Below are 15,251 nucleotides of genomic sequence, written 5' to 3'. Positions count from 1 at the left end.
AGTTAATGATTTATGATTTTGAACTAAAAAAATCGTTTGAATAATTTAAATCCGATAAATAGTATTATAAGTACAAATATAAAAGCAATTATAGGAAAAAAAACAGCAAACAAAGATAAAATTGAAGCAGTTGTAGTTTCGACAGTTGAAACAATTGGATTTCCAATTCCAGCCGTTTTCACACTAGAAGCCGCTCTTGTAGCAGCAGTTGATGTGGAAATTGCTACAGCTGTTCCGCCTCCAGCAATAATTGCTAATCCCCAAGTAATCATCGGGTCTAAATGCAACATGGTTGATGCCATAGCAATAGTACCGGCTATTCCGGCTAATGGAAGAGAAATCGTATCCAATAAATTATCTACAAATGGAATATAATAACCTAAAATCTCTGCAAAAGTGGCTACTCCTAAACAAATTATAGCTGTTGAACTTCCAATCCAAACAAAGGATTCTCCAACCGGTACAAAACCAAAATGTGTCGCTAAACTCAACACAAATAAAGGCACAAATACTCTAAATCCAGAAGAAGCTGCTAATCCAATTCCCAATAAAATACTTATTATTGTTTCTGTCATGGTCAAATTTTTATTATAAATTTAATTAAAATCTTCGTCTTTAAAACCAATTAAATACAACTTTTCTTGGGCACGAGTAATTGCTGTGTATAACCAACGAATGTAATCTCTATCTATTCCGTTTGGCAGATATGGTTTTTCAACGAACACACTACTCCACTGTCCGCCTTGCGATTTATGACACGTAATCGCGTATGAAAATTTTACCTGCAAGGCATTGAAATAGGGATTGTTCTTAACTTTTAAAAGCTTTTTGTATTTATGAATTTCGTCTTCGTAATCTTTAGAAACTTCCTGGTATAATAAGTTCGATTCTTCATAAGTTAAAGATGCAGCTTCACTTTCAATTGTATCCAAAAGCAAAACGGTTTCAAATGAAGGCTCATTCGGATAATCAATCATTCTGATGGTAACATTCGCGAATTTGAATCCGTATAATTCCTGAATATTTCTAATTTTCAACACTTCAATAATATCGCCATTCGCTATAAATCCAGCTTGCGACGTGTCATTCAACCAGAAATAATTATTCTTTACAACCATTAATAAATCGCCAGCTGCTAATTCACTTTCTCTTCCTAAAATTCGATTTCTAATTTGCTGATTGTATTGATTGGCTCTTTTGTTCGAACGTACAATAAAAGCAGTATCTTCTGTACTATAATTTCGAAACGATTCATGAATGGCATTTTCAATATCATATCCATCTTCTAATCGGATAATATCTTTGAAGCGTTTCAAACTGAATTTAAAATCGTCTACAAAATGTGATTTTAATAATTCTCGTAATTCTGTAGCATTATACAAAATTCCAGAATTTACAGCTTGTCTCATAACTTCATCCAATTCAATATGCTGTACTTCTTTATCGTAATGCACATTTAAGGAATGAATATCTAAAGCCGGACTAATATCTGAATTTACCGGAGGCAACTGAGCCGTATCTCCAACTAAAATTAATTTGCAATTTTGACCTGCATCTACATAAAACAATAAATCATCCAATAAAGAACCATTTTCATACAAACTTGTTTCGTTTGATTGGTCTGAAATCATAGACGATTCATCTACAATAAAAATTGTATCCTTAAATTTATTGGCTTGCATGACAAATCCCATACCACCATTTTTATTCTTTTTAGGAAAATAAATTCGCTTATGAATTGTGAAAGCCGGTTTTTCAGAATAGGCCGACATAACTTTCGCAGCTCTACCTGTAGGCGCTAACATAACCGCCTTTTTATTAGCTTCTTGTAATAAATTAACTAAAGTAGAAATAACAGTGGTTTTACCTGTTCCGGCATAACCTTTTAAAACAAATAAATCGTCTTTGGAATGTAAAATGTAACCGGCAATTTTTTGAAAGAAAATATCCTGATTTGCGGTAGGCTCAAAAGGAAAATTATCCATTAAAATTTTATAAAATTGCGATGGCGACATGTAGTTTTTATTTATGAACCTCAAATATAGCAAGGTTTTTAAATATAATTTGATTTGAAGGTTTTAAATTCTCTCAAAAAATGTAAATTTGTCAATCAAATAAAAAAGATGCATCAAGATATCACTCAAAAAACATATAAAAAATTATGCTTTGAAGTTGCTCCAAACAACTTCTCTTTTTGTGTTATGGATTTGATAAGCAACAAAATAGTTTCTCATAAATCGTATAAAATCAACGTTAATAATGTTATTGAAGAAGAATTATGGAAAGTGTTTGTTGAAAACCCAATTTTAGCTGAACGATATGATGATGTAATTGTACTACACAATTCCAATTTAAATAGTTTTGTGCCGTCTTCATTATTTGATCCGAATTATTTAGGAAGCTATATTCAATATAATTCTAAAGTTTTTGAAACTGATTACTTTGCTTACGATTATATAGATACGTACGATTTAAACAATGTGTTTATTCCGCATACAAATATTAATAACTATTTATTAGACCATTACGATTCGTTTGATTATAAAAATTGTAATTCGATATTTGTAAAGAAAGCATTAGATTTTTCTAAAAATAAAGATAGTAAACAAGTTTGGGTACATTTTCAGGAAGATCGTTTTGAAATTGTAGTTACCAAAAACCAACATTTACTTTTATTCAATACATTTATTTACAATACATTAGAAGATTTTATCTACTATTTATTGTTCACTTATGAGCAATTACAATTGAATCCGGAAATAGTTCCAGTTCAATTTATTGGAGATATTAATAAAGAAAGTGATTATTTTAAAATTGCCTATAAATACATTCGAAATTGCGATATTTTAGATGTATTTCAATTAAAAACTGCCTTTAATGTGGAAGAAAAAGACATGTTAAAGCATTTTATTTTATTTCATTCATGAGAATAATTTCAGGAAAATATAAAGGGCGACGTTTACAAGCTCCGAAAAACTTACCCGTTCGTCCTACTACCGATATGGCAAAAGAAGCATTGTTTAATATTTTGAACAATCATTTCAATTTTGGAGAATTAAAAATATTAGATCTTTTTGCTGGAACAGGTAACATTTCTTATGAATTTGCTTCTAGAGGTTCACAACCAATTGTTTGTGTTGATGCCGATTTTGGCTGTGTGAATTATATTAAAAAAATTGCAGCAGAATTCGACTTCGATATTTCAGCCATAAAAAGCGATGTGTTTTCTTTTTTACAAAAACACAAAGGAAGCTATGATATCATTTTTGCTGATCCTCCGTATCATTTAGATCAAAAAGATTTCGAAAATATTCCAAAATTAATTTTCGAAAATGAATTATTAGATGAAGTAGGAATGTTAGTTATAGAACATTCTAAAGACACTAAATTAGAACATTTGGATAATTTTTCGTTTGCAAGAACCTATGGTGGAACCACATTTACATTTTTTGAACTTTTAAGTGATGAAGACGAAATAGATGAGGTAACTGAAGATGATGACGATTATGATGACGATGAATTTGAAACAGATGAAACTGAATAAAAAAAGTCCTGATTTGCATCAGGACTTTTTTGTAACTAAAAACTAAATAATTAAACTTTTATGAAATCATTTTCTGATTAACAATAAAGTATAATATTTTTTACCTGTTGAATCAGCTTTTACAGCTACTCCAAAATGTGTATAATTTCCTTCTAAATTTGCTTTGTGTGCCGGACTGTTGTTCCAACCATTTAAAACACCTTGCGCTGTATTAAAACCAGATGCAACATTTTCTCCAACAGATAATGCACCTAATCCAGCTTGTAAAGATTCTGCTCTTTGTGAAAAGTTATCATGATTGATAGCCCCTGCAGCAATCATATAATCATTATGAGTAGAACCTACATAAGAAATTTCATTAATAATACTTAACGCATTTAAACCTTTAGAAACTCTATCTTGATTAATTAAATCTAATAATTCAATTTCAAATGAAGATTGTGTATATGCTCTTAATGTAATTGCTGGTTGAGTAGTATCTTCTTGTTTAACATCTTCACTTGAACATGATAATAAAGTAAAAGAAAAACATAAAATTAAAATACTTCTTAAAAACAATTTCTTATTCATAATTTATCGACTAAATGATTAATTTACTCGACAAAAGTACGTTTTTTCAGATTAACTGCAAATAAAATCGATGAAATACACTAAATTTTAACATTTTATTGTATTGAATATCAATTAGTTAGTGTTTTTGTAAGAGAATACATTTAATTTAAACAAATTTAAAAAAGAGACAAAAAAAATCCCGAACTAAGTCGGGATTCAAATATATAAAATAATAATTTCTTATTAAGATAAAGCTTTTTGTACTTGATCAGCAGCTTCTTGGAATTGTACAGCTGATAAAATTGGCATACCTGAATTATCGATTAATTCTTTTGCAATTTCAGCATTTGTACCTTGTAAACGAACGATGATTGGCACTTTTATAGCATCACCCATATTTTTATAAGCATCAACTACACCTTGAGCAACACGGTCACAACGAACGATTCCTCCAAAAATGTTGATTAAAATTGCTTTTACGTTTGGATCTTTTAAGATAATACGGAAAGCTGTTTCAACACGTTTAGCATCAGCAGTACCACCTACGTCTAAGAAGTTAGCTGGTTCGAAACCTGCATACTTAATTAAATCCATAGTAGCCATTGCTAATCCAGCTCCGTTTACCATACAACCTACAGTTCCATCTAAATCAACATAGTTTAATCCAGCTTCTTTAGCTTCAACTTCGATTGGTCTTTCTTCAGTAACGTCTCTCATTTCAGCTAAATCAGTATGACGGTATAAAGCGTTGTCGTCTAAAGTAACTTTAGCATCAACAGCCATAATTTTATTATCTGAAGTTTTTAATACTGGGTTGATTTCAAACATAGATGAATCAGAACCAATATATGCTTTATATAAAGCATCAACAAATTTTACCATTTCTTTGAAAGCTTCACCTGATAAACCTAAATTGAAAGCAATTTGTCTAGCTTGGAAACCTTGTAATCCTACAGATGGATCAATTTCTTCTGTAAAGATTTTTTCTGGAGTGTGTTCTGCAACTTCTTCAATATCCATTCCACCTTCAGTAGAATACATAATCATATTACGACCTTTACCTCTGTTTAATAAAACAGACATGTAAAACTCTTTCGTTTCAGATTCACCTGGATAGTATACATCTTCAGCAACTAAAACTTTGTGTACTTTTTTACCTTCTGGTGGAGTTTGAGGTGTAATCAAATCCATTCCAATAATTTGACCTGAAATCTCTCTAACTTGGTCTAAGTTTTTAGCTAACTTAACACCACCGCCTTTTCCTCTTCCTCCTGCGTGGATTTGAGCTTTGATTACATGCCAACCTGTACCAGTTTCTGCAGTTAATTGTTTAGCTTTTTCAACAGCTTCTTCAGCATTGTTCGCTACATAGCCACGTTGAACGCGAACTCCATAACTAGCTAATATACTTTTACCTTGATATTCGTGTAAGTTCATAATATGAATGAGTTAATCTTGTTTATTTTGTGGCACAAAAATAACAAACTAATTTATATTGGACTAATATTTAATCATATTTTTAATTGATATATTTTAATTTTTAAAACAAATACAATTAAAATATCACATTTTGTTATTTATTGTTATATTTTGTTATTTATTTTACTCGAATCATTCTAGTAGATATATTTGCAGAAAAATTAAATATGCAAAATCAAGATTTAGTACAATTAGCACAAGAATTCGGAACACCATTATATGTGTACGATGCTGAGAAAATTATCAGTCAGTATAATCGCTTAACAAAAGCTTTTAGTAAGGTTGAAAATTTTAAGGTTCATTATGCGGTTAAAGCATTATCGAATGTAAATGTACTAAAACTTTTGAAAAACCAAGGAAGTGGATTGGATACGGTTTCTATTCAAGAAGTTCATCTTGGGTTACATGCAGGATTTAATCCGAAAGATATTATTTATACTCCAAACGGAGTTTCTATGCAAGAATTAGAAACTGTGGCTCAATTAGGTGTTCAAATTAATATCGATAACTTATCTATTTTAGAGCAATTCGGAACTAAACATCCAGAAATTCCAGTTTGTATTAGAATTAATCCACATGTTATGGCAGGTGGAAATGCAAATATTTCTGTTGGTCATATTGATAGTAAATTCGGAATTTCAATTCATCAATTACCTCATATATTAAGAATCATTGAAAACACAAAAATGCATATCAACGGAATTCATATGCACACTGGTTCAGATATATTAGATATTGATGTATTCTTATATGCTGCTGAAATTTTATTTGACACAGCAATTCATTTCAAATCATTAGATTTTATCGATTTTGGAAGTGGATTTAAAGTTCCATACAAAAAAGGAGATATTGAAACGAATGTTGAGGAGTTTGGTAGAAAATTAACAAAACGATTTTTAGCCTTCGAAAAAGAGTATGGTAGAACCTTGACTTTAGCTTTTGAACCAGGTAAATTCTTGGTAAGTGAAGCAGGTTTCTTTTTAGCAAAAGTAAATGTAGTTAAACAAACTACTTCTACTGTTTTTGCTTTCGTAGACACAGGATTCAATCATTTAATCCGACCAATGTTTTATGGTTCGGAACATTATATCGAAAACATTTCTAATCCAAAAGGAAAAGAAAGATACTATTCAGTTGTTGGTTATATATGTGAAACAGATACTTTCGCTAGCAACAGAAGAATTCAAGAAATTCACGAAGGTGATATTTTATGTTTTAGAAATGCTGGAGCGTATTGCTTTTCAATGTCATCAAATTATAATTCGAGAACAAAACCAGCAGAAGTATTATGGTATAATGGTAAAGGTATTTTAATAAGAGAAAGAGAAACTTTCGAAGACATTATTAGAAACCAAATTGAAGTAGAAATTTAATTTTTTTTCATTAAATATTTTTTGTTATGTTGCGGAAAAGCTCATCATTTTGATGAGCTTTTTCTTTATTTTAATATTTCTTCTAACACTTCCGATTGTGTACCATTTGGCATCGTAATTTTAAGTTTCTGAGCTAAAGTTGGCGCAATTTGAGTGATGTATTTTTTGGCATGAGATTCCCCTTTTTTGATTTTCCATCCATAAAACAAAACAGGAACATGTGTATCATATGAATATGGTGAACCATGCGTTGTTCCGGTCATAGAATATTCTACATAAGCAGGTTTAAACAAAATAATTAATTCTCCATTTTGTTTTACATCATAACCTCTATTTATAGCTTGTAAATTAAAATCTGTTGGCGAAGATTCTTGAATTTGTTCTTCAGTATATACATTTTTAATAAAATCTTGAGTCAATAAAAATTCTTTAACTGAAGCCTTTACTTTCTCAACATCCAAACCTTTTGCTTTAATTTTTGCTTTATCTAAAAACACATTATAATTTGAATAATCTAACAAATAATTATCACCAAATGTCTTTGTAGTATATTCCACAATTGATTGCTTAATGTTTGAAGTATTTAAATTATTTACATTGTATTTATTGTCTTTTAAATACGTTACATTTTCTGCTCCAGCATGATCTGCCGTTAAGAATACTAAGTATTTTCCTTTTCCAACCGTGCTATCTAAATAATTTAATAAATCGGCAACAGTTGCATCTAAACGTAAATAAGTGTCTTGTAATTCTATTGAACGTGGACCTAAAATATGTCCGACATAATCTGTAGAAGAGAAACTAATAGCTAAAAAATCGGTTACATCATCTTTCCCTAAATTTTCAGATACAATAGCTTTTTTAGCGAAATCGGCTAATAAATTATTTCCATAAGGATTTGTTCTTAATATTCCTGCATCGTTAGCAGCATACATATCTTTTAAGTTATATGGAAAAAATGGAGTTTTTTTATACAATTTCCCTTCATAAGGATTATCATCTGTTAAACTTTCATTATAAGTTTCTTTTGGTTTATATAAATCCCATCCTTTTTCGATATACTTCAAATAGTTTTTTTCACTATTAAATTGTGTTGCCCAAGCTGGTAATTCAGTACCATAAAAAGTACTTGAAACAAATTCACCCGTTTTGCTATACCAAAAAGCCCAATCGGCAAAATGACCTGCAGGTAAAATAGCGCCTCTATCTTTAATACTCATTCCAATTACTTTACCTTTAAAATTAGTCGCTAATTTTAATTCATCTGTAATGGTTGTAGCTTGTAAATTTTTAGGCGACATTTTTCCTTCACTTTCTACTCCGTTTCCAAGTAAAGTTACCGATTCGTCATCTGTACAATACATTTCTTTACCCGTTTCTTTATTGAACCATTCGTTCCCAACTATTCCATGAACTGACGGTGTGGTTCCTGTATAAACAGAAGCATGTCCGGGAGCTGTATATGTTGGCATATAGTTATAATGTGCATTATGAAAAGTATACCCTTGATTCATTAATCGTTTAAAACCATTATCTGAAAAATCATTTGAAAAACGATATAAATATTCCATTTTCATTTGATCAACAACAATTCCAACTACTAATTTTGGTTTATCTTGAGCATTTAAAAAAGCACTAAAAAGGGCTAAAAATAAAAAGCGATTGTATTTCATTATATATGTTTTATGCAAATATAACTAAAAATGAAAGAAAGTATAAACATAAAAAAAGCCTCTAAAAAGAGGCTTTTACTATTATTTGAATCCGATAATCTGTTCTTCAATGGCTAAAATATCTTCAACATATTTTTTAAATTCTAAATAATCTGTTTTAGAAATATCTGACCAATCTAATTGTACATTACGTTTAACTTGTAATTGATTATTTTTTAATAAATTATATTCAATTACGTATTTGTGATTTTTAAACGATAACGTTTTACTTTCTGGAATTTCTATAAATTTCTTTCCTTCAGCAATATTCATTAAAATTTCAGATTGATATTCGTTAGTTGTTTCATAACTAGCATAATAAATATCATAATTTCTAGTATCACTATTTACTAAATCTTTAGTATAAGAAACTTCAATAAATGGAACAGAAACAACTTTTAAACTACCTAATTGTTGTAATTTTTCGTTTACTTGAAACTTAGTTGAAAACTCAACTGAATCAGAGAATTTATCTGTAGATGCACATTTTGCTTCTTGGAATGAAATCGTTTTATTTAATCTTTGATTATAGTTTTCTTCAAATTCACCTTTTCTAACCTCTTCAGTTGTTGAAGATGAAAATAATTCATTGATATATGATTTTCCAGCACCTTTAATATAATGTGTATTTGTATATAATTTTTTGTCGTCTTGAATATCAACAACTGTTTTTACACTTCTAACATTTTTAATTGCATTATCTGCAGGAATGCTAATTAATTTTACATTTTCATTTTGAGCTTTATCAAACGAAATTACTAAAGCATTTGCTTTATATAAAGTTGGAGGAATCGCTTTAAATGGTAAAAACTTATCTGTCATTTCTAAATAATGCTCTTTACCTTCTAACATAACTTTAGCAATACAATGATTGAATTCTTTAGAAGGTAATGGCAATGTTTTTAATCCATTATCATTAGTTAAAACAAGTACTAAATTCGCTTTTAAACCTGCTTTTTCAGCTAGAGTAACAAATAAAGTAGATAAATCTTTACAATCTCCTAATTTAGAAGTTATCGTTTTTGATGGTTTTTGAGGAACATATCCACTTTGTCTAAAATCTAAGAAACTATAAGTAATATTATCACAAATGTATCTGTAAATTTTTTCTGCACGTTGTGTTTCTGTTAAACCAGTAGTTCCATTAGGGAAAATTTGGTTATAAGCATTTTGAGTAACCTTGTCGAATTTAATATTCTTTTTTACTAAATCAGAATACCAATTTGCAATATCTTTCCATGAAGAAATTGTTCCTAATGTGATTACATTAGTTACATCAGAATAGTTTGGTGCAACTGATTCATAAGTAGGAATTGCAGGAGTATTTGATCTTTTCCAAGTTCTTACCACTTTATTACCTAACTTTTTCTCAGTCATAGGTACATTTCCGTTTTTAATATCAACTTGATATTTTAAATCTGGAGTATGGATAATAGAAAAGATTGATTCTAAAGCTGGATACGCTCCATTAAATGCATAATCGATATAGAAATCTTTATAAAATCTACCGTATGAATTAGAGAAATAATCGTACTCAATATAAATTACATCACCCACTTCAAGATTAGAAAACACTAAAGTATCTCCACTATCTTCAGCAGGAACTAAAGAACCATTTTTCTTAACAATTTCAGATTTAACTAAGTTAACTCCATAAGTATTTAAACTATATTCTTTTAAACTTTCAATTCCACTTTCTGTAAGAACTTCATAAATTAATCTAATTTTAGTTTTACGAGAACCAGAATCTAAAATGTTAACTAAATATTCATCTAATAAAAGTTGAACACCATAATCTCCTTTTAATTGAGTAATGTTTCTTTTTTTCTTGATGAAATCATAAATATTTGTTGTTTCAATTAATTCGATCTCATCTTTTTTGTTTGTTAAGTCATGTAATTTCTTTCTTAAACTAGAATTTGCAGAATCATGAGAAAGCGCTTTTAAATAGAATTTTTCAGCTTCAGCATTTTTCTTTTGTAACGAATAAATCGTCGCTTTTTCTTCGAAATTTTTATAAGAATATGGGAAATAACCTAAGTTTTCATCAACAAATTTTAATGCCTCATCATATTTATTATCTTTTAAAAGCGTATTGATATAACCACTTCTAAGTGAGTTGATAAAATAATATCTATTAATTTGACTTAAAGCGTATTCTTTAATTTTTTCTTTATCATTAATTTCTTCGTAATATTCAACTAATAAATTTTCTGCTTCTAAATTTTCATAGTTCTTAGTCATATTTAACAACTCAGAAATATAAGTATCTTTATCGTTGTTAAGTCTATATTTTATTGAAGTACATAATAAATTAAACTTTTGATTACCATAAGATTCTTTTGATAATTTTTCAATTAAAGTCACCATGCCATTTTTGTCTGATTTTCTTGAAGCGATTAAGAAATCGAACATAATTTTACAAAATGGAGATAAATATTTTTCAGATTTTTTACTGTATTCTTCTAAAACTTTAATATCAGAATTACTTAACCAATCTTGATCATTAATTTTTCCAAGTGTTACACCAAAATAATCTTTATCAACACTTTCAATGTTTTTATTGATTTCTTCAATTTTTTGAGAATCACCATCTAATCCATAATAAAGTACGAATAGTTCTTGGATAAAAGTACTGTTTGGATATTTTTTATCTAAACCATCAATAACATCTAAAGCTAGATCTTTCTTTTCATTAGCAGTATATGCTTTAAACAAATAAAATTTATATAATAAATTATCTGGGTTTTGTTTTACTAAGTTTTGAAAATAATTTTCAAAATCTAAATTAATTTCTTCAACAGCTAATTCTTCTATAGTAGAAGTATTGTAAGGTAAATAACTGTTAGAATACGTGAAATTTGTTTTAGAGTAATCTGTATTTTTTAAGTTTACAGAAAAATAAGAAGAACCCGATTGTTCAATTTTAACTAAAATTCTATTAACCCCTTTTTTTAGATTCACTTTTATGTTAAATGCATCTAAATTCGTTTTTCCTGTTTCTTCTTTTTGAATAACTTCAACATCATTTACAAAAATTTTAATTGCAGAAGAGCAACCAAAACTTAAAATGTAAGTCTTAGATTCTGGAACCGTTACAAAAGTTTGTGCATAATCTATTCCATCACCGTATTCAGCTTCATTATAAAAAAAATGGTAACCTTCATTTGTGTATTTTGTTGGCACGTACCAACCTACCATTCCATTACTATTGGCATCAAATAATTTATCGTTTTTAGCATAAACTTCTGGCTCGTATTCTGTATTAATACCACTTCCATTTAAGTTTTCAAAAACTCCACAAAACTGCCAATTTGTAATTACATTTAATTTATCAATTCCTGCAGTTGCTTCATTAAATTTATATCTATTTCTATCAGCAACAGCTTTTCTATAAATTACAATTGGTTTGTCTTTGAATTTTGGTGAGTTCGCTAAAAAATCAATCTTTTTATAGGTTAAATCATCATAACCCGAATCATTTATGTTTGTTAGAACATAATTTTCATTGATAAAAGGATCAATATAATATTGAGAATTTGGTAAATTTTCAATTCCTTTTAAAAGGCTTTCATCAAAATACAATTTACCATTTTGTACATCAATTAAAGCGTCTAAAAACAATAAATCAATACTTGTATTTTTTGTTTTGCCAAATTGTTTATCAAACAATTTTCTTGCTTCTTCTCTTTTGTTACTAACTAATAAATCTACTACTCCAGAATAATTCTGTTGAGCAAAAATAAAATTAGTGACAAATAAAAATCCTAAAATCAGTTTTTTCATTTAAATAATCGGGGTTAAAAAGTTAATTAATTTTTATTTTCTAATAGAGGAACAAATCTAAAATCACCAAATTCAGTTTTTTCAAATTGTGTTTCGTTTTTTCTAACTAATAAAGTCATTACTTGCACATCATCTCCTAAAGGAATTACTAGCCTTCCTCCTATTTTTAATTGAGATAATAAGGCTTGTGGAATAATTGGTGCACCAGCTGTAACTATAATACTATCAAAAGGAGCAAATTGTGGCAATCCTTTATAACCATCACCAAAGGTTAAATGAGAAGGTCGAATTCCTAATTTTGGTAATAATAATTTAGTTGTTTTAAATAATTCGTTTTGCCTTTCAATTGAATATACTTTGGCGCCTAAAGTTACCAAAACAGCTGTTTGATATCCACTACCCGTTCCTATTTCAAGTATTTTATGATCTTTCTCAACTTGTAAAAGTTCCGATTGAAAAGCAACAGTGTATGGTTGTGATATAGTTTGACCAGCTCCAATAGGAAATGCCTTGTCTTGATAAGCAAAATCTTCAAAACTGGAATTTAAAAATAAATGACGTGGAATTTTTTTAATTGCATTTAACACGTTGATATCTTTAATTCCTTTGTCTTCTAATTGTTTAACAAGTTGATTTCTTAGTCCTTGATGTTTGGCCGTATCTTTCAATTTGGTGAGTAATTTTTTTCGTAAATGTAGATGGAATTTTGTCAAAATGCAAAAAAATAAGATATCAATTTGATTTTAAAATTTCAAAAATCGCGCCATGTTTTTTCAGATTTCCTTTACAAAAACTTTTGAACTTTTAACCTTTTAACTTTAAACTAAATTTGTATTTTTGATGAAATTTTTTTTTATGCTAAAAGTTGGAGTTTTAGGTGCAGGTCATCTAGGAAAAATACATTTACGATTACTAAATCAATCTGAAAAATTTGAATTAGTTGGTTTCTTCGATCCTTTTGAAGAAAATGCAGTAAAAGTCGCAGCAGAATTCGGCTATACTAAATTCGACTCAATTGAAAGTTTAATTGAAGCTGTAGATGTTGTAGATATCGTAACTCCAACTATTCAACATTTCGAATGTGCAAAAATGGTTATTGAAGCAGGAAAACATATTTTCATTGAAAAACCAATCGCAACTACCGTTGAAGAAGCAGAAGAAATAGTAGCATTAGCAAATAAATACAAGGTTAAAGGACAAGTTGGACACGTTGAACGTTTTAATCCTGCTTTTACTGCTGTTAAAGACAAAATCAATAATCCTATGTTTATCGAAACGCATCGTTTAGCTGAGTTTAATCCACGCGGTACAGATGTTCCTGTGGTTTTAGATTTAATGATTCACGATATAGATGCAATTTTAAGTGTGGTAAAATCAAAAGTAAAAACGGTTAACGCCAGTAGTGTTGCCGTTATTTCTGATTCTCCAGATATTACGAATGCCCGTTTAGAATTTGAAAACGGTTGTGTAGCAAACATTACAGCAAGTAGAATTTCTATGAAGAATATGCGTAAATCGAGATTCTTCCAAAAAGATGCCTACATTTCTGTTGATTATTTAGATAAAATTTGTGAAGTAGTTCGTATGCAAGATGCTCCAGAAGTTCCAGGTGATTTTGATATGATTTTACAAAATGCAGAAGGCGTAAAAAAACAAATCTATTTCGATAATCCGAATGTGAATCCTAATAATGCTATTTTAGACGAATTGGAAACATTTGCAGATGCAATCAATAATAACACTACTCCTATTGTAACATTAGAAGATGGAACAGAAGCATTACGTGTAGCCTATCAAATAATAGATTGTATTGGGAAATAAAAATTAGACTAAATAACAACTAACATATAAACTCAAAAATGAAACAAATAGCCGTAATAGGATCAGGAACAATGGGTAATGGAATTGCTCATACATTTGCACAATCAGGATTTACAGTTAAATTAATTGATATTTCTGAAAAATCATTAGAAAAAGGAATGGCAACAATTGCTGCTAACTTAGACAGAATGGTTGCTAAAGGAAGTATTACTGAAGAAGATAAACACAAAACAATTTCAAACATTATTACGTACACAGATATTAAAGATGGTGTTGTTGGATGTGATTTAGTAGTGGAAGCAGCTACAGAAAATGTTCAATTAAAATTAAATATCTTCAAGCAATTAAGCGATTTATGTGATCATAATGTAATTTTAGCAAGTAATACATCTTCTATTTCTATTACTCAAATTGCTGCTCAAGTAGTTCATCCAGAAAGAGTAATTGGTATGCACTTTATGAATCCGGTGCCGATTATGAAATTGGTTGAAATCATCCGTGGATATTCTACTTCTGATGAAGTAACTAAAATTATCATGGATTTATCTGTAAAATTAGGTAAAACTCCAACCGAAGTAAACGATTATCCAGGTTTCGTAGCTAACAGAATTTTAATGCCAATGATTAACGAATCGATCGAAACGTTATACAATGGTGTTGCTGGTGTTGCAGAAATTGATACTGTAATGAAATTAGGTATGGCACATCCAATGGGACCATTACAATTAGCAGATTTTATCGGACTTGACGTTTGTTTATCTATCTTAAACGTAATGTACGACGGATTCAAAAATCCAAAATATGCTCCTTGTCCGTTATTAGTAAACATGGTAATGGCTGGAAAATTAGGAGTAAAATCTGGTGAAGGTTTCTACGACTATTCAGAAAGTAAAAAAGCTGAGAAAGTTTCTTCTCAATTTTCAAAATAATTAACAATGGATAATTGATAATTGATAATTTTTTACACAAATTATTAATTGTCAA

General features: G+C 29.1%; 12 protein-coding genes. 5 read left to right on the top strand and 7 right to left on the bottom strand.

Features of this window, described 5'->3' with window-relative positions:
- Window positions 1-23: 23 nt before the first annotated feature.
- On the bottom strand, window positions 24-575 hold the full coding sequence (locus BMY86_RS02805) for a DUF4126 domain-containing protein (protein WP_091464859.1): 552 nt from the start codon (window positions 573-575) through the stop codon (window positions 24-26).
- A 21-nt stretch (window positions 576-596) separates the two neighbouring features.
- The gene (locus tag BMY86_RS02800) at window positions 597-2,015 is read right to left on the bottom strand and encodes an ATP-dependent DNA helicase (protein WP_091464856.1); all 1,419 of its coding nucleotides are present in this window, start codon (window positions 2,013-2,015) and stop codon (window positions 597-599) included.
- A gap of 108 nt (window positions 2,016-2,123) precedes the next feature.
- Here BMY86_RS02800 and BMY86_RS02795 point away from each other — a divergent pair, with 108 nt between their 5' ends.
- Window positions 2,124-2,927, top strand: coding sequence for a DUF3822 family protein (locus BMY86_RS02795; RefSeq protein ID WP_245745587.1), 804 nt, complete (start codon window positions 2,124-2,126; stop codon window positions 2,925-2,927).
- Window positions 2,924-3,544 carry a 16S rRNA (guanine(966)-N(2))-methyltransferase RsmD gene (gene rsmD, locus BMY86_RS02790; RefSeq protein WP_091464854.1) on the top strand — a complete coding sequence of 207 codons (621 nt, stop codon included), beginning with the start codon at window positions 2,924-2,926 and terminating at the stop codon, window positions 3,542-3,544. The genes BMY86_RS02795 and rsmD overlap by 4 nt, the downstream gene beginning before the upstream one ends.
- 66 nt (window positions 3,545-3,610) lie before the next feature.
- Here the strand turns inward: rsmD and BMY86_RS02785 are convergent, their stop codons facing one another.
- Both BMY86_RS02785 and sucC read right to left on the bottom strand, forming a co-directional pair.
- Window positions 3,611-4,114, bottom strand: coding sequence for a CAP domain-containing protein (locus tag BMY86_RS02785; RefSeq protein WP_091464852.1), 504 nt, complete (start codon window positions 4,112-4,114; stop codon window positions 3,611-3,613).
- A 225-nt stretch (window positions 4,115-4,339) separates the two neighbouring features.
- Window positions 4,340-5,533 (bottom strand): ADP-forming succinate--CoA ligase subunit beta, encoded by a 1,194-nt coding sequence (sucC, locus tag BMY86_RS02780; protein ID WP_091464850.1) that lies wholly within the window; start codon window positions 5,531-5,533, stop codon window positions 4,340-4,342.
- 209 nt (window positions 5,534-5,742) lie between these two features.
- Between sucC and lysA the strand changes: the two genes are divergently transcribed.
- Window positions 5,743-6,948 (top strand): diaminopimelate decarboxylase, encoded by a 1,206-nt coding sequence (gene lysA, locus BMY86_RS02775; protein ID WP_091464848.1) that lies wholly within the window; start codon window positions 5,743-5,745, stop codon window positions 6,946-6,948.
- Between the two features lie 65 nt (window positions 6,949-7,013).
- On the opposite strand, the gene pafA is transcribed toward lysA, so the two are convergent.
- The 3 genes from pafA to BMY86_RS02760 form a co-directional block, all read right to left on the bottom strand.
- Window positions 7,014-8,621 carry an alkaline phosphatase PafA gene (gene pafA / locus BMY86_RS02770; RefSeq protein ID WP_091464845.1) on the bottom strand — a complete coding sequence of 536 codons (1,608 nt, stop codon included), beginning with the start codon at window positions 8,619-8,621 and terminating at the stop codon, window positions 7,014-7,016.
- 81 nt (window positions 8,622-8,702) lie between these two features.
- The gene (locus BMY86_RS02765; RefSeq protein ID WP_091464840.1) at window positions 8,703-12,446 is read right to left on the bottom strand and encodes a transglutaminase domain-containing protein; all 3,744 of its coding nucleotides are present in this window, start codon (window positions 12,444-12,446) and stop codon (window positions 8,703-8,705) included.
- A 26-nt stretch (window positions 12,447-12,472) separates the two neighbouring features.
- Window positions 12,473-13,114: a protein-L-isoaspartate(D-aspartate) O-methyltransferase gene (locus BMY86_RS02760; RefSeq protein WP_091464838.1), complete on the bottom strand. Its 642-nt coding sequence runs from the start codon at window positions 13,112-13,114 to the stop codon at window positions 12,473-12,475.
- A 187-nt stretch (window positions 13,115-13,301) separates the two neighbouring features.
- On the opposite strand from BMY86_RS02760, the gene BMY86_RS02755 reads away from it, so the two are divergent.
- Together BMY86_RS02755 and BMY86_RS02750 are read left to right on the top strand one after the other, a co-directional pair.
- A complete protein-coding gene (locus BMY86_RS02755; protein WP_091464835.1) occupies window positions 13,302-14,267 on the top strand; it encodes a Gfo/Idh/MocA family protein in 966 nt (321 codons plus the stop codon).
- Between the two features lie 38 nt (window positions 14,268-14,305).
- Complete coding sequence (locus tag BMY86_RS02750) at window positions 14,306-15,196, top strand: 3-hydroxyacyl-CoA dehydrogenase family protein (protein ID WP_091464832.1); 891 nt, start codon at window positions 14,306-14,308, stop codon at window positions 15,194-15,196.
- Window positions 15,197-15,251: the final 55 nt, after the last annotated feature.

Source organism: Flavobacterium urocaniciphilum (genome assembly GCF_900110615.1).
In the GTDB taxonomy this organism is placed as follows: Bacteria; Bacteroidota; Bacteroidia; order Flavobacteriales; family Flavobacteriaceae; genus Flavobacterium; species Flavobacterium urocaniciphilum.
This window is presented reverse-complemented; position numbering and strand designations above follow the sequence as displayed.